This window comes from Psychrobacter aquaticus CMS 56 (genome assembly GCF_000471625.1).
Classification (GTDB): domain Bacteria; phylum Pseudomonadota; class Gammaproteobacteria; order Pseudomonadales; family Moraxellaceae; genus Psychrobacter; species Psychrobacter aquaticus.
Genome location: NZ_AUSW01000014.1, coordinates 28,948 through 54,846, shown reverse-complemented (window position 1 = coordinate 54,846; position 25,899 = coordinate 28,948). Strand labels below are relative to the sequence as shown.

The window sequence follows — 25,899 nt, the reverse complement described above, 5'->3', positions numbered from 1 at the left end:
AACAAGGGTTGGCTCATGTTAGCAGAATTATCACCAGCGTTAATAGCAGAAGTGCAGGGTGCCGCCAAACTATTGGCCTCGAAACAGCGTATTTGTATTTTAACGGGTGCAGGGATTTCAGCAGAAAGTGGCATTCCAACTTTTCGGGATAAACAAACAGGCTTATGGCAAAATTATAGGGCGGAAGATTTGGCCACACCAGATGCTTTTGCTCGTGATCCAAAACTGGTTTGGTCGTGGTATCAGTGGCGCAGAAAGTTGGTCGCGGATAAAACACCGAATCCAGCACACGATGCCTTAGCGCAGTGGCAGCAACATGCAGAATCAACCTACCAGCAGTTAACGCTCATTACTCAAAATGTCGATAACTTACATGAGCAAGCTGGCAGTACGGTGATTCATCTGCATGGCAATCTGTGGCACAACCGTTGTAGTCAATGTGAGGCGCCCTACCAAGACAAATCAGAAGGCGCATCTAGTAGCAAAGATGTTACTAATTTTGATGAAGCATTACTCACTTGTCAGCACTGCGCTGGGTATATTCGACCGGATATCGTTTGGTTTGGGGAGACGTTGCCATTACAAGCATGGCAAACGGCAGAAGAGGCAGCTGCTCATTGTGAGGTATTTATCAGTATTGGCACATCGAGCCTCGTTTATCCTGCCGCAGGACTGGCACAGTTAGCCAAGCAAAATGGTGCCAAAATTATTGAAATAAACCCTGATCCCACACCAAATACCATCGTTAATATCACGTTAGCAGCGAAAGCGGGAGTGGTCATGCCAGCACTCATAAAGCAAGTCATGACCTTATACTCATGACATTATCATTATGAGTATGACAGACAACAATATTGAGTATCAGCTATATAGTCGATACTCAATAAAATGGATACACGACATTATAACGCGAGACTGGCACAAATTTTTCTTGCTTGCTGTGCCTATGCTAACGGAGGCTGCGAAACTTCTTGTTTAAAGATAAGCATTCCAATCCCGCTGACTCATTTTTATCATGAACGCACTATAGTTAGATTAGGGGATGACACAAAAAAAGCTTAACGGTTTATCTCAACCATTAAGCCTTAGCTACTAAACCACGATCTGATCAAGGCTTATTGCAATGCAAGATCAACTTTTGCCAAATAGGCTTCTTTTAACTCATCATCTATAAATGCTGATCTAAAAGAGTTTTTTACCAATGTAATGATGTCATCTTCCGTTATCGGCAGATTTTCATGTAAGTTAATAAAATTTTGATTTATATAGCCTTTAAAATACGCCGGATCATCTGAATTGACGCTGATATTGAGACCATAATCCAAAAGCTCTTTAATATTGTGTTCTTTGTAATTCTCAAAAACCTTGAGTTCAATATTTGAGTTCGGGCAAACCGTCAGCGGCATTTGCTCTATCTTGAGCCTTTGCATGAGCTCTGGGCTTTTTATGGATTGCACGCCATGATCTATTCTATTGATATTCAATAAATCTAACGCTTCGTAAATATACGAAAAATCGGCCTCTTCGCCAGCATGGGCAACCAATTTAAAGCCTTCTTCTTTGGCTTTTTTAAACACTTCTTTGAACTTCGACGGCGGATTGCCCAATTCTGATGAATCAAGACCGACCCCAATAATATCGTTTTTAAATTTTAACGCTTCTTCCAAAGTATCAAACGCTTCTTCTTGTGACAAGTGACGCAAAAAACACATAATGATGCAAGAAGTGATGCCGTACTTTTCTTTAGCATCCGCGAGTGCTTCTTTGATACCTGTTATCACAGCCTCAAAAGGTACGCCTCGTTCGGTATGCGTCTGTGGATCAAAAAATATCTCCGTATGAATGACATTGTCTTCGACACATTTAAGAATGTATTCCCATGTCAAATCATAAAAATCCTCTTTGGTAATCAGGACATTGGCACCCGCATAGTAAATATCTAAAAAGGTTTGCAGATTGGTAAAATTATAAGCATTGCGTACATCTTCTATGCTTTTATAAGGAATCTCCACCTGATTCTTTTTAGCCAATCTAAACATCAGCTCTGGCTCTAATGAGCCTTCGATGTGTAGGTGAAGCTCAGCTTTCGGTAGTTTCTTTATCAAATCAATCATAATGTTCCAACGATAGTTTTTATCAGACATGCTGTCATAGACGAGATTTATGCTTAACTGTTATAGATAACGCGCTATTTCTAGGAGCGCTATTATATTTGAATTTACGCCAAAACCCCATAGCCTAAAAGCAAACCATTTAATACGATTACGTCGTGTCCTCATAATGCGCCTTACTTATCAGTAATGCTTTTTATACAAACGCATGGACATCAACTCTACTTTAGAAACACCAACGTATCCGACAATTCATTGCCTTCTGGATTGTTTTCAAGATGATAATACTGCCGCAATACTTGCCCCACCTCATCTAACAGCTCAGCCAAACTTTCTTCTGTTTTTTTATGGGCAATGCCCGATACGGCTTTTTCGCACATCGCGCGCCAAACCGTTGGGCTGACGTGAGCGCTGATACCGCGATCAGCCACGATCTCTAACTGATGCTCACAAATATTGACATATACCAAGACACCCGTGTTTTCTTCGGTATCCCAGACTCGATATTCGCTAAATAAGTCAATCGCGCGGTCACGGCAGCCGACGTGATAGGCTTCTTGAATAGGGAGATGGTTTTCTATAATCAAAAACACCTCTCCTTGATGTCCGCGCTCAGCACTTGTTACTTTATCTGTCAGACGTGCCCTTGCTTCTGTTGTCAGCCATTTACTATGTAATAAAGGGACAAATAAAACTTGACGCCACCAGCGGGCAAAACTGGAATGTGAAGCGTTATTTTCTGCCATTGTATATTTCCTCAAATACGTCATTGCTGACGGTCAGTTAGTGAATAAGTCTACCAAGAGCCACCAGCACCGCCGCCACCAAAGCCGCCACCACCACCGCCAAAGCCGCCGCCACCGAAACCACCTCCACCAAAGCCGCCACTACCACCCATGCCAGGAAGGAAAATCATGCCGCCACCTCTGCGTCCACCGCCTTTACCACCCCCGCCTTTACCGCCACCACCGCCGCGTGAAATCAAAAACAACCAGACGAATATCGCCATAATCAATGTCATAAAGAAGCCGCCGCCCAATGCCAATGCACCAGCAAAGAAACCACCAGAGGCAAGGAGAGAACCAAACACACGACCAAAGATACTGGTAATAAAGCTACCGAATATCATCGCCATGACAAATAAGAAAATAGGCAATGGCAGCTCATCTGATCCTTGCTGGGCACTACTACTACGTTCAGCCGCTTGGGCATCAGCACGTGCTAAAACCTCAGGATCAGCGGTCAGGCGCGCTTTTAGTGCGTTTACCCCTGCCAAAATCCCAGCGCCATAGTTGTCTTGTTTAAATAAAGGAGTGATATCTTCACGAATGATACGATTGACGGCAGCATCTGGTAACACGCCTTCCAATCCATAACCTGTCAAGATATACATATCACGATCATTGACCGCGACGACTATCAACAGACCGTCATCGATGGCATCATCACCGAGCTGCCATTTTTCCGCCACTTGCAAGGCGTAATCAAATATGGGCAAACCATTGGTCGTCGGTACGATAACGACAGCAGCTTGGGCTAAGCCTTGCTGATAAATGCTCCTAAGCTGCGCTTCCAAACGTTGTTTTTCTTGAGGATTTAATATATTGGCCTGATCGACAACTGGTTCATTCAATATCAGCTTGTCCGCATCAACACTAGGCGCGCTTGACTGTACAGAAGGTTGGCTTGGTGCTGATGGCTCAGTTGTGGCTTCATCATTAGCCGCATTAGGGTTGATGGCATCATTGCCCAGTATGGCGCCATTGATGGCATCGTTACCCAACACCGTATCATTAATGGCTTCGTTGGACTCACCTGCTTTGGCAATAGCCACCAAATCCTCAACGCTACGATTTTGCATGCTCGAAGTGTTATCTGTAGACACCGCCGCATCTTCAGACGCAGCATGCAGCACAGACGTACCACTCATGCTTAGAGTGACCAATAATGCTGATAAGATTGCTTTTGAATTATTCATCTAATCTATACCACCTCAAGTGACATCTATACTAAATTAATAAGCATTTGCATCCATCAATGCCTTTAAAAAAGTTTGGCAAGGTAATCCAAACCAGTAACGCGGCAAATATAGCGCGCTACTTTTATACTGGTTCAACTATACTGATTCAATATTACTCAGCTGGCGCTGCATTGTCGTCACCGAAGTCAACACTTGGCGCCGTTGAGATAGCCTCTTCATTTGCCACGCTAAAGTTCGGTTTGGCATCCATACCAAATACTTTTGCGGTGATGTTGGTTGGGAACTGGCGCACCGTCGTATTATAGCTTTGTACTTCTTGAATATAACGGTTACGAGCGACAGCAATACGGTTTTCAGTACCCTCTAGCTGTGCTTGCAAATCTTGGAACAACGCATCTGACTTTAGCTCAGGATAACGCTCAGACACTGCCATTAGACGTGATAATGCACCCGTCATTTGCTCTTGGGCAGCCGCAAAACGCTCCATCGCTTCTGGATCATTGAGCACCTCAGGCGTCACTGTGATACCGCCAGCACGTGAACGCGCTTCGGCCACTTGAGTAAACACCTCTTGCTCCTGCTCCGCATACTGCTGTACCACCTTAACAAGGTTTGGTACCAAATCAGAACGGCGCTGATATTGGTTGACCACTTCTGACCATGAGGCAGTTACCTGCTCGTCTTGTGCTTGTAGGTTGTTATAACCACAACCGCTCAGACCAACAGTAGAAGTCGCTAATACTGCTGCCAGCAACAGGGGTTTTGCTATTGATTGACGCGTCATCGTTGTCTCTCCTGATAATGATAAATAACAAATAGCCAGTAACACATTTTTTAATAATTTTTTAAATGTATATTAAAAATTATCTCTAGCGAGATATCTTGACAATAATGGCGCTATCACCGTGTTTTTACAATTCATCGTTACCAAAACACAACCGCAAAACATTATCCTTATTCTATTTCTGGCTTTTGATGTTCATAGATTGTGCGTTGTAGACTTGGTTAACGCATCAGCGTGCGCCTTGACTAGCAAATGCTGTAAATAAACTCGCTGCTATCATCAAAGCTATTTATAAATCGCCTTACCTATCATCTTGCATCAACTTAATACATCTGATTTGTTAGTACATATAAGGTTTTACCGATAGTTATCACTGCCTTCATCTCATCAAAAGCAAATATATATGGTTATATACAAAGAAAATTCTAGTAATTGGTACAAAAATATGGCAAATTGCAGTTACGTAGCCGTACGGTTTGAATACATTTGGTAGTGGACTTATCGTTTGATTAGTATTAGAGAATTATCGATTCCTATATAAACATATCAAGCACCACGCCAAGCATGTCGTCACTCAGTACTGCTCATAGCAAGTTAAACGCTATTGGCATGATCCGTATTTAATTACATAATCGACTATTTTATCCATTGGCCTAGTTATAGTGTATCTCATTTATAACGTGATAATAGGATATCGCAGTAATTGAGACAGCACAGGCATATTGACTGCAACTAGATCGTCAATATTGCTGATAAGCCAAGTGGATAAATACAGACAACTACAGTCCATTCTTAGTGGCTAAGCACGTATGAGACTTAACTTATATACATGAGTCGATGTAGCTAATTTAACTGCTTAACTTAAATAAGTAAGTTAACCAGTTAGCTTACTCCTAGCATACAGAGCCACTTTGAGACAGTACTAGGGATATACATATGGAAGGTTTAGTTAACGTAGTAAACGGAATTATCTGGAGCCCCGCGCTGATCTATCTATGCTTGGGTGCGGGCCTGTTCTATTCCATTATGACGCGCTTCGTGCAAGTGCGTTTATTCGGTGAAATGATCAGATTACTATTCACTGGTAAATCCAGTGCAGATGGTATTTCTTCATTCCAAGCACTGGCAGTAGCCTTAGCTGGGCGTGTGGGTATGGGTAACATCGCAGGTGTTGCTGCGGCTATCGGTTTCGGTGGTCCAGGTGCGGTATTTTGGATGTGGGTCGTGGCGTTCTTAGGTGCATCTACTGCCTATGTTGAATCAACACTCGCACAGATTTATAAAGAAAGAGACGTCATCACTGGCGAATATCGCGGTGGCCCTGCTTATTACTTCGAGCGGGCGCTTGGTCAAAAATGGTACGGTATCCTTTTTGCCATCGCTTCTATCTTAGCTTGTGGTATGTTCTTACCAGGTGTACAGGCAAATGGCGTTCTCAGTGCTTTCACGCAACTTATGGGTGAAGGTACTACCATGAACGTTGCAGGCCTAGAAGTCGGCTCTATGCGTCTGGTCGGCTTAGCCATCATCTTAGTCGTACTAGGTATCATCATTTTTGGTGGTATTAAGCGTATTGCAACCTTTACTGAATTTGCCGTTCCTTTTATGGCAGCCGGTTATATTGTCTTAGCTTTAATTATCATGTTCAGCAACTTCAGTTTGATTCCAGATGTATTTGGTATGATCGTTGGTGATGCATTCACTGCCCAAGCAGGTTTTGGTGCTGCTATCGGTTGGGGTGTAAAACGTGGTATTTACTCTAACGAAGCAGGTCAAGGTACTGGCCCTCACGCTGCTGCTGCTGCTGAAGTTCAGCATCCATCACAGCAAGGCCTAGTACAGGCTTTCTCAGTATATGTTGATACACTACTGGTTTGTTCTGCTACTGCCTTTATGATCTTGTCTACTGGCATGTACAACATCCAAGGTACATTACCAGAGGGTCAATTCATCGTACAGAACGTTGCCGCTACTACTGAAATCAATGCCCCTGCCTTTACGCAAATGGCAATGGAATCAGTATACGGCTCATTTGGTAATGTCTTTATCGCCATCGCTGTATTCTTCTTTGCCTTTACCACCATTTTGGCTTACTACTACATCGCTGAAGTAAACGTTGCTTACTTGACACGTTTTCTTGGTCGCGGTGCTAATAAGACAGGTTTGTTCTTAGTTAAAATCTTAATCATGGCAATGGTTGCTTACGGTGCTCTAAACTCAGCTGGTTACATCTGGGCGATTGGTGATATCGGTGTTGGCCTCATGGCTTGGCTCAATATTGTTGGTATCTTGGTCATCTTCTTTGTGGCTCGTCCAACCCTTACCATGCTCAAAGATTATGAAGCACAGCTTAAAGCGGGTGTTGAGCACTATAGTTTTGATCCTGCAAAATTCGGTATCAAAAACGCACCTTATTGGGAAGAGCGTCATCTAAAAGAGCAACAAAGATTGGCAGCTGATCCATTACGCAAAGAACACAAATAGTTGTCTTTACAGTCGTCAATACTTACTCCCTTAAGCAAAAGCCCGAGACCACCGTCTCGGGCTTTTCTGTTTAGGTGCTTTATTAAACACCTTGGGAGCTTTATATATAATCGGTGAAAAGTAATATCGATACAACACATATTGCTGGTGCGACTTTAAAGTGTTTCAACTATAGTCAAAGCATTTATAAAACACCAACATCATTGCTAAAAACTTCAGTAAGGGCAACGCGTGTTAATGCATTATAAAATGATTACGGTGCTGCTAGAATAAATGAATTTGGCAATCCTAAGCACGTTGTTTGGGATTGGGATCACTATTTTATAAACCCAAAAAAGCCCAGCGCAATGGCTAGGCTTCTTCAATATTATCGTATTATCAATAAATTGTTTATAGAAACAACTTACTCAGGCATTAATACCGCATCGATAGTGTGTACCACACCATTTGTTGCCATGATATCAGTACCAGTAATATTAGCAGTGTTACCAGCTGCATCAGTAATCACGTTAGCATCGCTGATGTTTATAGTAGCACCATTAACAGTAGCAACGTCAGTACCGTAAGGAATATCAGCTGCCATAACTATCATAGGTAATACATGATATGGCAGTACTTTATTTAACAATTCTGTATTAGCCAATAGCTCTTCTTTGGTAACGCCTAACTTTTCTAATACAGGAGCGAACGCATCATCGGTAGGTGCGAACACAGTATAAGTGCCGTCTTCCATCATCATCGTATCAAGACCAGCCGATTGTAATGCAGCGGTTAGAATGGTTAAGTTTTCGTTGCCAGCTGCTACTTCAGCAATCGTTTGTGTCGCCATGCCCTCAGTTTCAGCCATTGGCTCAGCTTCAGTCATTGGTTCAGCTTCAACAGCTGGATCTACTACTACTTCTTCAGTAGCAACTTCAGGCTCAACTGGATCAGCAACGGTTTCAGTGTCATTACAGGCTGCCAATGACATGGCTGCAGTAATGACGGCGATAGATAATAAATTCTTCTTTAACATAGGTGTTTCCTTGTAGATAAACGGTTGAATTATTTGCTTAACAGATAACTTTTCTAAATTGATGCATGTAATAATATAATTTTTACTTATTACAAGTGATACCAAATTAAATAGCAGCGGTTACATCACCTCTGTTACGCCAATAACTCTAATTCTAACTGATTAATTTCGACTTGATGCTTATTTAAGTAGCAACACTGTATCAATCACGTGTACTACCTGATTGTTCTTGTGAATACTCGCTTCAGCACGACAAGTCCTCCGAGCCTTATTTAGGCATCAATACTCTATCAATGACGTGTACCACACCATTAGTAGCGGCAATGTCTGTTTTTACGATATTGGTGGTACGACCCATTTCATCCATCAGTTTACCTTGGCTCGTCACCATTAGCGTGTCTTTGCTAAGCGTCATGACATTACCTGGTTTTACATCTTTGGCATACATGGCCATATTACTATTGATAACGTGGTAGCCTAAGATTTTGGTCAATAGTGGCTTGTTAGCAAATAATTGCGCTTTGGTCATGCCAGTTTCTTGTAATGCTTGTGCAAACGCGGCATTGGTTGGAGCAAATATCGTATAGTTAGCATTTGGATTAGATAACGCACCTGCCAAATCTGCCGCAACAACGGCTTCGACAAGTAATGAGAAATCAGGATTGCTTTGGGCAACTTGTACCACATTCATTTTCGCCATAGATTGACTATGCATAGGTGCTGTCATAGCGGCGCTTTTGGTTGGCATCATATTATTACAAGCACTTAAACCAGCAATTGAGATGGCTAATGTACCGATAGTGGCAATTTTAGTAAGTTTCATAACATTTTCCTTAATGATTGAGTTTTTATTGACTATGATCTTGCAGGTTAGATTGTCTTTCTCTTAAAGCAATGACTTGCTCTAATACTACTGGCAAATGCAAATAGTAAGAGAATAAAAATCATTAATATTTACTAGTAAGCATTACTTACAAAACATTAATCCTTCTGAAATTAAATTAACATATACAAGAGCTTTATCAATTCTTCTTTTCGCTATTTTTTGTAGTAACGATGTAAATTTTGTCTGTCTAACATGATTCATCATCGACTTTACTGGATAAAAGTACGGCTTTATATAAAACTTAAAGGGTTATCTCATTCATTCATGACAATTTATCCATGAATGCAATAGTATTTGGTGTCATCCTCAGTCACTTAACGGGCAACCACTATGGTTATCGTGTTGCCAAAGCAGAATAAGCACTATCCCACGTACTACATATTTTTCATGCTAAAATAATGCGGATTTGCTCGTTTCTTTTATAGATTTTGTACGCTATTCATTACTCCTTCCCTTCATAATATTGACGATATAAGCAGCGCTCCTATGACTCCAACGATGACGCCAAAAACTTCTTCCCCAACGGTTACTACTTCTCAAGACTCACACTCTACAAATGGCTTTATTCTGACGCCACCTGCGGTGTTTCCTTATAAGGAGCAGCAACTGACTGCGCGTGCCCGTATTACCGAGCAAATGGCGTCCAGAATTTTGATGTTGGATGGGGCAATGGGTACACAGATTCAAACCTATAAACTGGAAGAAGCCGATTATCGTGGTGAGCGTTTTGCGAACATTAGCCAAGACGTCAGGGGTAATAATGATCTGCTGGTACTCTCGCAACCGCATATGATTCAAGAGATTCATCACGATCATTTGGCTGCTGGTGCCGATATTATCGAGACCAATAGCTTTAACGGTACGCGTCTGTCGATGGCCGACTACGATATGGAATATCTGGTGCCCGAGCTGAATAAGACCGCTGCCAAACTTGCCCGCGAAGCCGCTGATGCATTTACCGCCAAGACCCCTAACAAGCCGCGTTTTGTCGCAGGCGTCATTGGCCCGACTTCGCGCACATGCTCGCTATCGCCTGACGTCAATGACCCTGCCTTTCGTAACATTACCTTTGATGAGTTGGTGCTCAATTACCGTGAAGCGACACTGGCATTAATGGAAGGCGGCGTCGATATTATCTTGATCGAGACGATTTTTGACACCCTTAATGCCAAAGCGGCGATATTTGCGGTGACTGGCGTGTTTGAAGACATTGGTTTTGAATTGCCCATTATGATTTCGGGAACGATTACCGATGCGTCAGGTCGAACACTATCGGGTCAGACGGCTGAGGCGTTTTATAACTCTATTCGCCACGCCAAACCCTTATCGGTTGGCTTTAACTGTGCGCTTGGGGCTGACGCGCTGCGTCCTCATATTCAAACGTTGTCAAATATCGCCAACACTTATGTATCGGCGCATCCAAACGCGGGTCTGCCCAATGAGTTTGGAGAGTATGACGAAACAGCTGAGGAAACCGCTGCCCTACTCGAAGGTTTTGCCAAGGCTGGTATTTTAAACATCGTGGGCGGCTGCTGTGGTACGACGCCTGAGCACATTCGCCAAATCGCTAATATGGTGGCAAACTATGCTCCGCGTGTCATTCCGGAAATTGCACCTGCCTGCCGTTTGTCTGGACTTGAGCCATTTACCATCAATGCTGACAGCTTGTTTGTCAACGTGGGTGAGCGTACTAACGTCACTGGCTCCAAAAAATTCCTACGTTTGATTAAAACCGAAGCCTATCTTGAGGCGCTCGATGTCGCTCGCGATCAGGTCGAAGGCGGCGCGCAGATCGTTGATATCAATATGGATGAGGGCATGCTTGACTCCAAGCAGGCAATGATTCATTTCATCAACTTGGTGTCTGGTGAGCCTGATATCAGCCGTGTGCCGTTGATGATTGACTCGTCGAAATGGGACATTATCGAAGAAGGCCTTAAGCGCACGCAAGGCAAATCTGTCGTCAACTCGATCTCGCTAAAAGAAGGTCATGCTGAGTTCGTTGAGCGTGCCAAATTATGTATGCGCTACGGTGCAGCCGTTATCGTCATGGCCTTTGATGAAGACGGTCAGGCCGATACCTACGAGCGTAAAATCCAGATTTGTCAACGCAGCTACGATGTATTGGTCAATGAAGTAGGCTTTCCTTCTGAAGACATTATCTTTGATCCCAATATTTTTGCGGTTGCCACTGGTATCACTGAACACAATAATTATGGCGCGGACTTTATCAATGCCACGCGCTGGATCACTGAGAACCTGCCTAATGCCATGGTATCGGGCGGTGTCTCAAACGTCTCGTTTAGTTTCCGTGGTAACCCCATTCGTGAAGCCATCAACTCTGTGTTCCTATACCATGCGATCAAAAACGGCCTGACCATGGGTATCGTCAACCCTGCCATGCTTGAGTTGTACGATGATATTCCTACCGAGGCTCGTGACGCCATCGAAGATGTCATGCTCAACCGCAATCAGGGTGAGACGGGACAGGACGCCACCGAACGCCTGATGACGGTCGCTGAAAACTATCAAGATGGCGGCAAGAAAAAAGACAGCACGGTTGATATGAGCTGGCGTGAAGGGACAGTAGAAGAGCGTATCGCTCATGCACTGGTCAAAGGCATCACCACCTTTATCGAAGCGGATACCAAAGAAGCGTGGGAGAAATATCCCAAACCGCTAGAGGTGATCGAAGGGCCACTGATGGACGGTATGAATATCGTCGGTGATTTATTTGGCGCGGGCAAAATGTTCTTGCCGCAGGTGGTCAAGTCTGCGCGCGTGATGAAGCAATCCGTTGCGTGGCTAAACCCGTATATCGAAGCGGAAAAGGTTGAAGGCGAAGTCAAAGGGAAAATCCTGATGGCGACCGTCAAAGGCGACGTCCATGATATCGGCAAGAATATCGTTGGCGTGGTGCTTGGCTGTAACGGCTATGACATCGTCGATTTGGGCGTGATGGTGCCCTGTGAGACTATCCTTGATACGGCTATCAGAGAAAAAGTCGATATCATCGGCCTGTCAGGTCTGATTACCCCAAGTCTCGATGAGATGGTCTATGTCGCCAAGCAAATGCAAGAGCGCGGTATGACGCTACCACTAATGATCGGCGGGGCGACAACGTCGAAAGCGCATACTGCCGTCAAGGTCGAACCGCAATATCAAAACGATGGTGTCATCTACGTCACTGATGCTTCACGCTCCGTGGGCGTGGTCACCAAGCTGCTGTCAAAAGAGCACCGTCAAGCGCTTATCGATGAGACGCGCGCAGAGTATGTCAAAGTCCGTGAACGCCTCGCAAAGCGTCAACCAAAAGCAGCCAAGGTTACCTATGCCGAGTCGGTCAAGATTGGCTTTCAGTGTGATTGGGAAAATTACGTCCCACCCGTCCCTAATAAGTTAGGACAAGTGATATTTGACGACTACCCGATCACCAACCTGCTGCCTTATATTGATTGGACGCCTTTCTTTATCTCTTGGGGACTGACGGGTAAATACCCGAAAATATTGCAAGACGACGTGGTGGGTGAAGCAGCACGAGATCTGTTTGATAATGCCAATGAGCTGATGCAAAAAATGATCGATGAGAAGTCACTCGTGGCCAAAGGCGTGTTTAAGCTTATGCCCGCCCGCCGCACTGGTACAGATACCGTGACTGTTTATGACAATGCGCCTGCTGATGGCGGCAAACCGACCTATCAGTTTGAACACTTACGTCAACAAAGCGACAAATCTAGTGGCAAGCCAAACTTTAGCTTGGCAGACTTTATCTCGCCATCAGATACGCATACCGACCACTTGGGCGGCTTCACCGTCTCCATCGTCGGTACAGAAGCATTGGCTGAAAAGTACAAAGCCGCTGGCGATGACTATAACGCTATTATGGTACAGGCACTTTCTGATCGTTTGGCAGAAGCCTTTGCCGAGCATCTACATGAACTGATTCGTAAAAACTATTGGGGTTATCAGCCGACTGAGTCACTCACCAATGATGAGATGATTAAAGAAAAATACGTCGGCATCCGTCCAGCGCCTGGCTACCCTGCTTGCCCTGAGCATACCGAAAAAGGCAAACTGTTCGACTGGCTCGGTACGGTAGAGGCGATCGGCACGACCTTGACCGAAAGCTATGCGATGTGGCCTGCGTCCTCGGTCAGCGGATTTTATTACTCGCATCCTGATAGTGAGTACTTCAATGTCGGTAAAATCAGTCGCGATCAGTTAGAGAGTTATGCAGAGCGTAAGGACTGGGATATGAAGACTGCTGAGAAGTGGTTAAATCCGAATTTGTAGGCGTATTGAATTCCATTAACGCGTAGATACTTTATAACTGTTTTTTGGCTTATTCATTTAATATGAGTAAGCCATTTTTTATGGCTAATCCTTTACTTATTACTAGCAAACTTATCGCTACCTTCATAGCAAAATACTTTTATCATTTGTTGACAATAACCATGCTAAATTATTGGCTACTCTATTATTTTGAGACAGGCTATGAATCAGATTGCATTACTCTCTAGTTGGATTGGCAAAACGTTTGCAATCTGGGCATTGGTCAGTGCTGTGTTGGGCTTTGTATTTCCTACATTTTTTGCCTCGTTGGCGTTTTTGATTGTCCCGATACTTGGCATCATTATGTTTGGCATGGGCATGACGCTCAAAACAGAAGATTTCCTAGAAATTGTCAAACGACCAAAGCCTGTATTGGTAGGACTGGTGGCACAATTCACCTTAATGCCGTTGATTGCTTACTTACTAACGGTGGTTTTTAATCTTGATCCTTTGATCGCGGTCGGCGTTATCTTAGTCGGTTGTTGCCCTGGTGGCACGTCTAGTAACGTGATTACTTTCTTAGCCAAGGGTGACGTGGCGTTAAGTGTGGCGATTACCTCTATCTCTACCCTACTTGCGCCCTTTTTAACCCCTATTTTATTAAACGTGTTTGCCGGACAGCTAATCGATATCGACTTGGCCAGTATGATGCTCACCATTACTAAAATCGTCATCTTGCCTATTTTATTGGGTGTCATCTTTCACAAATTTTTGGGCAAAAAGATCGAGTTCATCACCGAGGTATTACCAATGATTTCGGTCTTGGGGATTTCCATTATCATCGCGGCTGTGGTGGCAGTTTCTAAAGCGACTATTTTAGACAGCGGTGCGATCGTATTTGTGGTGGTCGCCTTACACAATATGCTGGGATATACCTTGGGCTATGTGATCGCGCGCTTGTCTGGATTTACGGAGAAACAACGCCGCGCCATTATGATAGAAGTGGGAATGCAAAACTCTGGTCTGGGTGCTGCCCTTGCGGCGACGTATTTTAATCCTGTTGCTGCCTTACCGAGTGCGATATTCAGTGTGTGGCATAATTTTAGCGGTGCGTTGGTTGCGAATATTTTTGCTAAGAGAGATGGTAAGTGACTGGTGGTAAACTCCGTCATGATCAATTAGAAATTTATACTAAACATGAAAGTTATGATATTAAAACGGCTAAGAAGTGGTTAAATCTGAATTTTTAAAGGTTATGCTAGAAATTTTTAAAGAAATATTGGTTGTTTAATTAGCTGATTTCGCTATTTTTTCATGTACTAATTAGAACAAAGCTAATGATAAAATTACCGACCTAATACTATCTTTCAGGATTAAAGCTTACTTTGAAAGTACTTAAAATGGAACTTCTTAAGTACCTTCAAATTTGTCCTTCTAACTTCTTCTCTAACAACATCTGTGTTTGCAGAATGAAATAAGGAACTTCTTTATTTAGTTGCTTTATATATTGAGCCTTTCCCTTTAAGGATAAATATTTATCTTTAAGCTGAGCATATGGTTCATTATCTATATTAATATTTATGTTTTCACATAGTTTCCTTGATTCCTTATAAAACACATTCTTCACATCTACTGTATTTTTGAGAGCAATACCTGTCACAATCGGTATCTGATTTGAATTGTATCTTTTGGTTTTTTCCTCTTTAACAGTATATCCATATCGTTCTATGATTTTTTTCATAACATTATAATGGCTATCATTAACAATTTGACCAGATATAGTTATATCATCTGCATAAACTGTAAACTGTTGCTGAGCTTTATGAGATTGTAGATACATTTCTTGAAACATATCTAGATTCACTAAATTACAAAGATATACACTAATCTGGCTACCTGTAGGCAGTGAGCCTTCAAAAGAACATATTATTGATAAAATATAAGCTACATCCTGTTCACATTTTAACTTATCTCGAAAAAATTTACGTATAGTTTCATTGCCTATGTTCTGATAGTAAGATTTAATATCAAAAGTGATTAACTGTTTAGAATGTAAGTGAGCTTTTGCGTTACTAATATGAGAGCAGCCTTTTTTTGAATAATGTATATATGAAGGCGTTTCAACTCTAGATAATAAGTTAGCAATTCGATTATGAACACGATACATTAGATTAATAGGCTCTTGAATTAATCGTCCTTTTTGATTGACATAGCAATGATAGAACTCACTATTTTTAGATTTATCAATTAGTACCTTAAGGTCTTGATTATTTATGCCAAGAATTTCACAAAGTTTTTTTAAGCTAGTAACTCTGTATAACCTACATTGATCTATAGAATATTTTTTATCAGTTTTCACCTTTAGTTTTTTTCCGCTCATCTTCAGTACTCCAATCTAGGATTTTAAGAATAAAGCTTGCAGATTTTATTCGAAAGGTCTTAGATATCTTTCCTTCGTTCTCAAGTTGTTCTGAAAAGTACAGTAGAGAAGAGACAGGTAAATCGAAATAGTTTGAATAACTCTGTAAAAGCTCGATACTTGGGGATTTCTTACCATTTTCAATTTCAGACAGATAAGAATTAGATATGTTTAGCTCTTGTGAGAGCTCATTTTGCTTCATGTTATGAAACAAACGAATTTTTTTTAAGGCATTGTTAATCATATAAGACTCCGTAAGAATCTGTTGAGGACAACGCTTAAGGGTTACCGTCAAAGTAGTGCTTAATTAAATCAACAATCCTAAGCAAACTATAAATAATTTTAAAAGCTTTCAATAGCAAGAAGATTGACTTCTTTAGCCATTTTTTACTTCCCTTAAGCGGTTGCTGATTATTAGTTGAGTTTTTCATAAAAGTTTCTCCTAGTTAATACTAGTACAATTACTAGTATCCTCATCACAACTAGAAAAATAGACTTAATCAGCGGTCAATCCTAACAGGTGCTTGCTTGCTCTCATTGCAAGCAAGCACCATACCGAACTATTACAATACGTCGAACAAAGGACGCATGAGCCCAGCAAAAGGTAGAGGATTCTAATCCTCCGCAGGTAAAAAAACTTACCTAATATTCATGATGAGTTATTCGTCTATACATCAACTAACATTCAAGATTATACAATAAGAAAAAAATTAATCAACGTTTATTTCGCAAATAGCGAAATAAATATTAGCAAATAGCGAAATAATTATCTAAGCCCATATACTATTTAGTTAGAAACTCTGGCAGACCCCTTATCCTAACTATAATTTAATCTGCTTTACCTTTTGTCCGCCGACACTTCTCCGAACAATAAATCACCTGCTCCCAATCTTTCTCCCACTTCTTACGCCACGTAAATGGACGCTGGCAGACGGGGCAGGTCTTTTGCGGTAAGTTTACTTTTTTATGTGCCATGAGCTTCCCTGCGTTACTTCGTAGTATAAAATTCTGGGTTAGAAAGTCAGCTTACAATTTATTCAAAATGGTGCGCGGGGCGCACCCTACCTTGTTTTCATATATCTTTATTTCGCTATTAACGATTACTTATCTTCTTTTTGATGATCCAACCCTTCATACTTCTTAATTCGGCGGCACTGGTCTGAGCAATACACCATGCTTTCCCAGTTTTTATCCAGCTTTTTAGTCCAACTAAATTCACGCTCGCAGACCGGACATTCTTTTTTGCGGACATTCTTTTTTTTGTGCGCCATACATTTCTCATTAATTTGTTTATGACATGAATCACTTGCCAGTATAGTCTAATCACCTACATACTACTCATAGTCATCGAAGATTTTGTTTAGTCTGTTGAGGCTACTGACGATGAGCTTACCTGATTGATCAGTACTGGTATCAATGGCCAGCTTTTCATCCATCCGCAGCGTCAGCGGCTCTAATGCTTGCTTGAGCGCATTTGCAATGAGTGCGGTCTGCTGATGAATATCAGGGATATCGCTAGCGGCGACTTGACTCTCATCACTCTTTATCAGGCTTTCGGTTAGGCTATTAGACAAGCTATCTGCCATGTTTTGCGCCAATTGCTCAACCGCATTGACCAACTGTACCATCAACTCTTTTTGCACGTCTTGGTTTTGCTTGAGATACTCGCCTTCGGCTTTATGATCGTGCTTATATATTTGCAGCAATTGGCTCACGCTTTTCTCAAAGCCATTATCGATGCTGTCGCTGACGACGTTGGCATTATTGATCACGCTATCGGCGAGGATTTTTTGTGATGCTAGCTGAGTCTCTAACTGGGCTTGGCGTTCTACCTCTCGTAAGCGGGCGATTTGCTCTGGGTTATTTTGCGTTAAGTAAGTTTCAAACTGGCTACTGATGGCATTGAAGCCACTGGCCAAGTCGACCAACTGCGCGACGATGCGCGCGCCCGTATCACCGTCTTCGCCGCCCATGGCTTTGTTACGTAAAAAGTCCGCTTTGATTTGTGCCCAACGTTCTGTTTCTTCTTCGGTCAAGACACCGCGCATCTCGCCAAGCTTGAGCAAGTTACTCTCTGCGCCTTGGGTCAATAGCTGCGACTCACCCAAATAATGATCGTCTATTAACTGGTTAAGCTCATTGTCATTCATGACCGCTGACAGCTTTTCAGTCATCTTATTCATATTACGATAACTGCCTTGCAGCTTAAATATCGGCTCGACGCGATACTTATCATCTTGCGAGGCAGAAGCAATATAAGCTTGATTAACATCGAGGATGACTTCTTGCACCCTAAACATATGACGCAAGATGGCGACAATCTCATTAATCTCTGAGGTGCTATATGGATAAGTCAGATCGCTGCTTTGTGCTTGCGCGAGGTTGGCATTATTCGTTTTTGCCATTTTAATTAGGCGATGCACATCGCTTAAATCACGGTTGGCCAGTGGTGCGAGAACCGTATTAGAAGTTAGTGAGTTTTCGATATAACTCAGCGCAAAGACCTCCTCCATGCCGCTCATGATATCGCCTAAGTTGTAGATATCGGCACGGTTGGCGAGCATGTCAGGGACTTTAAAGGCTTCACCGCTCTCGGTATACGGGTTACCCGCCATGACCACGCAGAACTTTTTGCCGCGCATGTCATAGGTCTTGGTCTTGCCTTGCCAGACGCCATCGATACGGCGTGTGCCATCGCCTAATGAGATAAACTTTTGCAAAAACTCCGCATGGGTATGCTGAATATCATCGAGATAAAGCATGACGTTATTACCCATCTCAAAGGCTAAGTTGATTTTATTTAATTCTTCTCGTGCGGTAGCATTGGGCGCTTTTTCTGGATCTAATGAGGTGACATCATGACCGAGTGACGGACAATTAATCTTCATAAAGATAAGACCAAGACGATTTGCCACGTATTCCATCAAGGTCGTTTTACCGTAACCTGGTGGCGATATCATCATGAGGATACCCATCAAATCGGTACGCTTATCTTCGCCGACCGTGCCCATTTGCTTGGCAAGATTATCACCGATAAGTGGCAAATAGCTCTCGTTAATCAGACGGTTACGCACAAATGAGGACAATGGACGCGGCATAAATTCGTCCAGTCGCAAAGCTTCTTTTGACTCATGTAATATTTCTGAGCGCATCGCCAGATAACGTCTATAAGCAGGGATAACTTGGGTGTGATGGTGATGCAGACGATTTAAGAAATCATCGACGGCAAAGGTTAAAGTCTGCTGATGAATACGTGTATGCTCACCCAATAGATTGTTGACTTGACTCTCAAGCGATACCTTACCCGTGCTACGCTCAAAGCTTTGCACCTGATTGAGCGGATTATTAATACTGGTCAATGACATGGGTGATGAGGTGATTGAGGAAAATGATAAGGCAGATGGCGTAGCATTTGTACCTTGATTGCCTAGACCTTGATTACCTAGACCGTTATTGTTCTGACCTTTATTAAGCGTCCCTTTATCAAAGCTCGCGCCTGAATCAATGAGGCGCTGTACCAAGGCTTCACGCTGAGTATCATTTAATTGAGTGAGTAAAACAGCAATGGCTTCGGGCACATAATGACGACCACTATCTAGCTGTTGCTTGCGTAGCGCCTCTTTTCCCTTACTCTCAGCAAGCTGCTCTTCACTGAGTGCGCCTTCACCATCTGTTTGATCGCTGGCCGTCTCGCTATTACTGTAAGTCTTATCAAGTAAGGCATGGAACCATGTTGCCAATAGCTCATAAGCGGATTTGGGTTGAAAGCCAAGCTTACCGATTGCAGATTGTAATTGCTCAAAACTGGCAGTATGTTGCGTGCTGCTGGATGAGCTACTCAGCGTTTGGCTTAGCTGCTCACACAACTGCTGCGCTTGTTGACTGGTTTGCCAGTTTATTGGGTTGTATGCGCCTGCATTCGATTCAGCCGACTGCCCCATGACGCTAACTAAGTATTCACTAGCCAGCTGCACATAACTGGGTTTAAAGATGTTGGTGTTATGAATGTCGCTGGTATTTGAATCTGGTTCTGAAGCCAACTCTGAGTTTGACGGCTTTTTAGCATCATTATTAATGCTAACACTGTCATCATTATGAGCTATGACGAAGTGACGCATGACTTGGCTCATGTCTTCAACTAGCAAATATTTCGCCGTGTCACTGCCGAGTGTACGGCGCAGTTGCTCAGCGGTAGCCGCTCTATCTGTCCAGTTGCTCGCGCGGGTCAACACTGACTCGTTCAGCCAACTGTCATAACCAAATTGACGCAGACTGTCTAAACCAAGTGCTTGTACGATATTCAACTGCCAATAGAACAATTGCGCCAAGGCACGTACTTGCGGCGTATAAATCAGTAGCCCTGCCGCGCGTAATGTCGGCAGTATTTGCATCAATAATAGCGTGGCATCATGGTCATGAATGCCCTTGTCATAACCAAGCTGATAACGAGGGATGGCGTAAGTTTTGACCAATTTGGACAATGGGCTATCATTGTCGATATCGCCATTAACATCAAGGGTAATGATGGTTTCGTCATACGCTCTATATAGACGTGTTTCGGTCAGGCCGTCTTGGCTGTTTTTGGCGCTCTCGATAATGCTATAAGCTAAGTACTCGGCGCGGTACACCTTGTCGGACTCGGAGGCGATATTCATGTCCCAATACGGGCGCAAGGCGTTTAGCTCAGCATTATTAAGCACTCCATAATAATCTGTGCCCGTTAGATGCAAATTCAGCACACGCTTGCCATCTGACTGTTGACGGCTGAGCAAGGTCAAATCTAATGGCTGAGTATTGACCGAAAAACGGTGCTTGCCCAGCTTGATGATCTGACCGCCGTCTTCAAACAAGTCCGACTTATCTTTTAGACTCTTATAGCTCTCGATCTGAATAGCTTTTAGACGCGCATCGATATCATCGGCTTTGACGCTAAAGCCCATCGCTTGTAGCTCTTTTGCGATGTGACGTACTTTTTGTACCAGACCATCTGAGGCAAAGTAAGTATTTAACGCCTCTTCCTCTGTAAAACCAGTGACGCCTGTGCTTTGCGTGCGTTTTTTGATACTCTCAAGCATTCGCAGCGCACCATCGCCTAAGTTTTGCGCTTTGCGATTACGGGCATCGAGCAGTTGCTGCTTATGATTTTCAAAGGTTTCGTAAATCTCTTCACGTTTGCTAATGATATCGGCTAAAAACTGATCGCCACTATTGGTCTCTGGATCAGCGAACTGGCTTTCCAATTCTTCTAGCTGTACCAGCAATTTTGCCATTTGCTCATCTGATTTCTCAGGGGTATTAGCAATGGATAACGCATTGGCAATCGACTGCCCGAACAGCTTAAACTGCGCGCCAAATTGTGCGACGGCCTCAGCCGATCCTAAGTTTTTGCGTTTATGATTGAGCTTGGCTTTGCTCTGGTTGAGGCTGGCATAAATGGTCGATATGTCATCGATGATTTGCGTACGCACTGTGGCATCAGCTACATCCAACGTGCCTAGCAACTCGGTCAATAAATCTAAACCCTGTGCTGTCTCATCAATTTTTTCTAGTACAGGTTTCAGCTCAGCATTGGTTTCTGCTGTATTCAAACGCTCACTGACATCTATCAATATGCCTTCATAGCTTGATAGTGCCTCTGCCCCACTTAAAAACAGTACGGTCTTTTCGGCAAGCTCACTTTCTGCTTGTTCTAATTGCTTTTGCAATGCCTGTAGCTTGTCACTATCTAAATAACGCAAATCCTCCAAACTGACCAAACGACCTTTTTGCCGTCTTAATGCCGACAGTTGATCGACATAATCACTGGCGGATTCAAACGTAGTGACGCGGATCTGCCGTAAGATCTCATTTTGCTGAGCTTCAGCATCAGCTAAAGCAGTTTGCGTTTGCTTTTGGATACTTTGTACCTTAGCAAACTCATCAATGACCAACTCTGCCGTCGCTGTCACTTCTTTGATACTACTGGCGATTTCGCTCAGCTCAGGCTCAGACAGCCAATAATAGCTATCAAACAATCTGCTGGTATTATTAGCTAGCTCTTCATAGAGCTTTTGCGACACGCTTTGATTGTCAATGAGGCGAGTAATGCTATAGAGATCAGAGATGCCACGTACCAGTTCTTTATTACCGATTTTTCCGTAGAAGCTCGTACTTTCAGGTAATTCGCTAACATACTCAGGCGAGGCATAAGGCGTATGCCATATCTGCATCGGATGAATGCGCGACGGCTCACTTTGGTCACTAAATAGCACCAAGCGCCCGTTGTCTGCCAATGCCATACCATTACAATAAATGGGATTTGCCAGTTGTTTTTTGATCAAGTTATAAGGAAATAACCCAGTGACACCCAAATCTCTATCATAAAATAAGAATAAAACATCCTCACCATTCGTCGATATGATTTTGCGTTTAAACTTTAAATTTTTGGCGTCAACGCTATTGGCATCGAATAGCTTATATTCGCCCGTTTGCAGATAATATCCACCCGGAAATATAATGCCGTGATCTTCTGGTAGCTGCACACATGATTGACCAATGGCATCCAAACGTAATACCGCCTCGGTCAAGGTGTTATAAACGAAATAACGATAACTGTCCTCGCGGTAAGGCAATATTTTTAGCAGTATGAGACTGCCCACTTTGGCATAAGCAATCTCAGCATCGGTCAGCGACTGCGTACGATCATTCACAGGCTCGCTATAGATACCTTGCCCTGATTGCGTATTGTCCTCAATCTTAATGGTCAAATCGCCACCGACCGTTTCCACAAATATCGTGTCTAGGATATTCATGTGTGGATACTTACCATTGATCATCTGATCACGCGTGGTATCGATCCAATCAAAGTCATAAGCAGGCGGCAACTCAATATCACGCTCGCCTCGATTGTCCACGTAGGCGACTTGTGCTGACTCTGTGTGCCTTGACTAAAATCTAACGCAAAACGGAAGACCCGAATATCGGTGATGCGCTCACCAATCTGAAACGCCAATAGCAGCTTGCTGTCTTTGACCTTCAACTGAATCAGGCGTGTTTGCTTGTAATATCGATATAGCTCGTTGAAATCTTGGACAAAGGCATCTTGATCTAAAAAGGTTCCTTTTAAATCGACTTCTTCGAGCTGATAGTCTTGATCAGCGCTTTCCGTATCAATGCTAGCATTAGCATTAGCATTGTCATTACCTTCCTTGTCAATACTGCAATCGGTTGGCTCAATCAGGCGATACAATGACAGCACATCTTTAATGTTACTTGCCCGCTTCAGACCCATAAAAACATTGTAGCCAAATAGCAGATAATCGCCGACTTGCACCATGTCTTGCGCCACACAGTTGTGCTCGGTACGAATCCGAGTGCGAGCAATCACTTGCATCTGTGTGCTGCCAAACTCTTCGAGGCGAGCATTATTTAAGGTAGCCGTTTGTTGCTCTAGACGACTGCCTTGCTCGGTCAGACGTTTTTTTATGAGCTCATAAGCATTGCCTGAGGCAACCGCCTGATCGGTTTGGTTTGCTTGGTTAGAATTAGGATCGCCTTTGCTATCTGAATTGCTTGAGTTTTGCGTGTCCGCCATCGTTGCTTGTCCATTTTTATTGTTTGGCAATAAGGAAAATAAGAAGCTATTTATATTAAAGAAGTATTAAGAGTAAAAACGCACTTGGCTAATCTAAAAAAACGAGTCACCACTGCTGGTTTTTTTAGATTAGCCAACTCATTATTAATGGCATTTATTCAATATCGCTCTGTTAAAGCGCTTAGAGTGATTTGATTAAAACAATCTACCACCTAAGTGATAGATTGCGTATTGATGGTAAATTTATAAGGTAATCTTGCCAAAAATCATTCATGTCGATTGAATTGAGGGCACACCCTAGTATTAAGCTGATTTATCATCACTGTGCTGATTCGCTTTCATAACCTGATTGGCCATCACACCGTTGATGATACCGCTCAACGTATCTGACTTCCCCGCTAGGCCATCAATGGCTTTACCGATAGACAATGACTTGGCAAAGTTATCAAAGAAGTGCGCTTCACCGCCAACGATGTCGATTTTGGCTTTTTGTAGCGCCACTGCCAAGACTTCAGCGTTTTCTTTGGCAATCTCTTTACCTGCTTCGATCGATGCCAGCGCTTCTTGCAAGGCCGTCTCAAGACTCATGCGGAACTCTTCGTGCTCGCGTGCCTCTTTGCTCATGCTACCCATGGCATTGAATTTTTCGACCAGACCATCTGCTTCGGCTTGGAAATGTGCACGAGTAACTTCGGCTTTCGCCAGTCCAACTTCACGTTCTGCCTTGGCATTTGACTCACCGCGAGCGGCGATGACCTGAGCATTTGCCATACCGACATCGCGCTCGGCTTTGGCATTAGACTCGCCACGAGCCGCAATAATCTCAGCATCCGCCATGCCTTTTTCACGCTGTGATTGCGCCTCAGCTTGTCCAGTTGCTCTGATGATATTGGCTTTGGCAATGCCTTCTTTTTCCAAAGAAACCGATTTGGCTTCTTGGATAGCGGCTTCAGCAAAACCATGTGCAGACTCTTCGGCCTTGATACCTTCAGCCATTCTGATTTTGGCTTCTGACTCTTTAGCAGAGGCTTCAAGATTGGCAGTAGCAAGCGTGGTAATCTCAACAGCTTTATGCTTGGCAGATAACTCTTCTGCTTCTGCTTTTTTCACCTGACGTACTTTGATTTCTTCAGCGTCTGCTTCGGCAGCCAGTACACGCGTTTGCTTAGAGCGCTCGGCTTCGCTGACTTCGCGAACTTCTTTGATACGCTCTTCTTCTTGCGCCACCGTTTTGTCTACCGCGATGCGCTCACGAATGACGTTGGCGATTTCTTTTTTCTCAAGCTCAATCGCGCGTTCGGCCTCGATACGTTGCAAGTCAACTTCACGCTCACGAGAGACAATTTCTAAGTCACGAGCACGCGTGACTTTCTCTTCTTCGATGACCACGGCACGTAGGCGATTCTGCCCAGCCACTTCGATCTCACGTTGCTGATTCTCACGCTGAATTGCCAAGTCTTGCTCAACCATGATAACGGCGGTTTCTGACTTCTTGCGCTCTTCTTCTTCAATCTTGCGAGTTTCAGCCGTTTCACGCGCAATCACCGACGAGATTTCACGCTTCTGCTTGGCTTCAGCATCGGCTTGTTGACGCTCAAGCTCCAGCATCGCCTCTCTGGTTTCAACGTTCTTTTTCTTAACAGCCAGCTCTTCGTCACGCTCAAGCTCATTGGTGATAACGTTTTGAAAGGCGGTTAGCTGCGTAATCTTTTTGATACCTTCAGCATCTAAGATATTACTTGAATCTAATGATGTCTTTGGCGTTTGCTCCAAGTAGTCAATCGCCACATCTTCTAGGACATAACCGTTCAGGTCGTTACCGATTTCTTGAACAATACTGTCACGGAACTGGCTGCGGTTTTCAAACAACTTAACGAAATCAATCTGTTTCCCAACCGTTTTTAGTGCTTCTGAGAATTTTGCATTAAATAGCTCGTTGACCGCTACCTTGTCTGACGCTCTGTCTACGCCAACTGACTTGGCCACTTTAAGAACATCTTCTTCGGTCTCATTGACACGCAAATAAAACGCCACTGTGATATCAGCACGCATATTATCAGCGCAAATCAGCCCTTCTTTACCACGTCTGTCCACCTCTAGAGTGAGCAGCGAGATTCTCATGAGTTCTTTTTTGTTGATGACTGGCCACACAAAGCCACCATCAAAGCGTACAGCAATTTTATTGACGCCGTTAATAATAAGTGCTGTGCCCTGATCCACCTTGATATAAAAGGCTTTGAGCATCAAAAGTGCTGCCATAATAAAAACAAACGCCAGCACCACAACCACGCCGACGATAATGAGTATGTCCATGTTCATTCCTTTAATGAAAACATTCTATAGTCAATCCTATATAAATCAGCTACGGTGTTAG

The 25,899-nt window shown here is 43.3% G+C and carries 18 protein-coding genes; 4 read left to right on the top strand and 14 right to left on the bottom strand.

Annotated features, from left to right (window positions below):
• Positions 1–15: 15 nt before the first annotated feature.
• On the top strand, positions 16–822 hold the full coding sequence (locus tag M917_RS03215; protein ID WP_021813334.1) for an SIR2 family NAD-dependent protein deacylase: 807 nt from the start codon (positions 16–18) through the stop codon (positions 820–822).
• A 293-nt stretch (positions 823–1,115) separates the two neighbouring features.
• Here the strand turns inward: M917_RS03215 and M917_RS03210 are convergent, their stop codons facing one another.
• From M917_RS03210 to M917_RS03195, 4 genes are all read right to left on the bottom strand, one after another.
• Positions 1,116–2,114, bottom strand: coding sequence for an adenosine deaminase (locus tag M917_RS03210; RefSeq protein WP_040641843.1), 999 nt, complete (start codon positions 2,112–2,114; stop codon positions 1,116–1,118).
• A gap of 218 nt (positions 2,115–2,332) precedes the next feature.
• Positions 2,333–2,857 carry a TPM domain-containing protein gene (locus M917_RS03205; protein ID WP_021813332.1) on the bottom strand — a complete coding sequence of 175 codons (525 nt, stop codon included), beginning with the start codon at positions 2,855–2,857 and terminating at the stop codon, positions 2,333–2,335.
• Positions 2,858–2,907: 50 nt separating this feature from the next.
• Complete coding sequence (locus M917_RS03200; RefSeq protein WP_021813331.1) at positions 2,908–4,089, bottom strand: TPM domain-containing protein; 1,182 nt, start codon at positions 4,087–4,089, stop codon at positions 2,908–2,910.
• A 154-nt stretch (positions 4,090–4,243) separates the two neighbouring features.
• Positions 4,244–4,876, bottom strand: coding sequence for a LemA family protein (locus tag M917_RS03195; RefSeq protein WP_021813330.1), 633 nt, complete (start codon positions 4,874–4,876; stop codon positions 4,244–4,246).
• Between the two features lie 936 nt (positions 4,877–5,812).
• Between M917_RS03195 and M917_RS03190 the strand changes: the two genes are divergently transcribed.
• Positions 5,813–7,360 carry an alanine/glycine:cation symporter family protein gene (locus tag M917_RS03190; protein WP_040641822.1) on the top strand — a complete coding sequence of 516 codons (1,548 nt, stop codon included), beginning with the start codon at positions 5,813–5,815 and terminating at the stop codon, positions 7,358–7,360.
• 403 nt (positions 7,361–7,763) lie between these two features.
• Here the strand turns inward: M917_RS03190 and M917_RS03185 are convergent, their stop codons facing one another.
• Both M917_RS03185 and M917_RS03180 read right to left on the bottom strand, forming a co-directional pair.
• Positions 7,764–8,375: a fasciclin domain-containing protein gene (locus M917_RS03185; protein WP_021813327.1), complete on the bottom strand. Its 612-nt coding sequence runs from the start codon at positions 8,373–8,375 to the stop codon at positions 7,764–7,766.
• Positions 8,376–8,643: 268 nt separating this feature from the next.
• Positions 8,644–9,198 carry a fasciclin domain-containing protein gene (locus M917_RS03180; protein ID WP_021813326.1) on the bottom strand — a complete coding sequence of 185 codons (555 nt, stop codon included), beginning with the start codon at positions 9,196–9,198 and terminating at the stop codon, positions 8,644–8,646.
• 561 nt (positions 9,199–9,759) lie between these two features.
• Here M917_RS03180 and metH point away from each other — a divergent pair.
• Positions 9,760–13,554, top strand: a complete 3,795-nt coding sequence (metH, locus tag M917_RS03175; RefSeq protein ID WP_021813325.1) for a methionine synthase — start codon at positions 9,760–9,762, stop codon at positions 13,552–13,554.
• A gap of 201 nt (positions 13,555–13,755) precedes the next feature.
• A complete protein-coding gene (locus M917_RS03170; RefSeq protein WP_021813324.1) occupies positions 13,756–14,685 on the top strand; it encodes a bile acid:sodium symporter family protein in 930 nt (309 codons plus the stop codon).
• A 268-nt stretch (positions 14,686–14,953) separates the two neighbouring features.
• On the opposite strand, the gene M917_RS03165 is transcribed toward M917_RS03170, so the two are convergent.
• The 8 genes from M917_RS03165 to M917_RS03150 form a co-directional block, all read right to left on the bottom strand.
• The gene (locus M917_RS03165) at positions 14,954–15,913 is read right to left on the bottom strand and encodes a reverse transcriptase family protein (protein WP_021813323.1); all 960 of its coding nucleotides are present in this window, start codon (positions 15,911–15,913) and stop codon (positions 14,954–14,956) included.
• Positions 15,882–16,196, bottom strand: a complete 315-nt coding sequence (locus M917_RS03160; protein WP_021813322.1) for a helix-turn-helix domain-containing protein — start codon at positions 16,194–16,196, stop codon at positions 15,882–15,884. The genes M917_RS03165 and M917_RS03160 overlap by 32 nt, the downstream gene beginning before the upstream one ends.
• A 34-nt stretch (positions 16,197–16,230) precedes the next feature.
• Positions 16,231–16,383: a hypothetical protein gene (locus tag M917_RS14180; RefSeq protein ID WP_161626689.1), complete on the bottom strand. Its 153-nt coding sequence runs from the start codon at positions 16,381–16,383 to the stop codon at positions 16,231–16,233.
• Between the two features lie 397 nt (positions 16,384–16,780).
• Complete coding sequence (locus tag M917_RS13865) at positions 16,781–16,927, bottom strand: DUF2256 domain-containing protein (protein ID WP_084606132.1); 147 nt, start codon at positions 16,925–16,927, stop codon at positions 16,781–16,783.
• Positions 16,928–17,052: 125 nt separating this feature from the next.
• Positions 17,053–17,223 (bottom strand): DUF2256 domain-containing protein, encoded by a 171-nt coding sequence (locus M917_RS13860; protein WP_021813321.1) that lies wholly within the window; start codon positions 17,221–17,223, stop codon positions 17,053–17,055.
• A gap of 63 nt (positions 17,224–17,286) precedes the next feature.
• A complete protein-coding gene (locus M917_RS14485; protein WP_051354212.1) occupies positions 17,287–22,845 on the bottom strand; it encodes a DNA repair ATPase in 5,559 nt (1,852 codons plus the stop codon).
• Positions 22,764–23,525, bottom strand: a complete 762-nt coding sequence (locus M917_RS14480) for a DNA repair ATPase (RefSeq protein WP_021813319.1) — start codon at positions 23,523–23,525, stop codon at positions 22,764–22,766. The genes M917_RS14485 and M917_RS14480 overlap by 82 nt, the downstream gene beginning before the upstream one ends.
• 303 nt (positions 23,526–23,828) lie before the next feature.
• On the bottom strand, positions 23,829–25,838 hold the full coding sequence (locus M917_RS03150) for a flotillin family protein (RefSeq protein ID WP_021813318.1): 2,010 nt from the start codon (positions 25,836–25,838) through the stop codon (positions 23,829–23,831).
• Positions 25,839–25,899 lie beyond the last annotated feature (61 nt).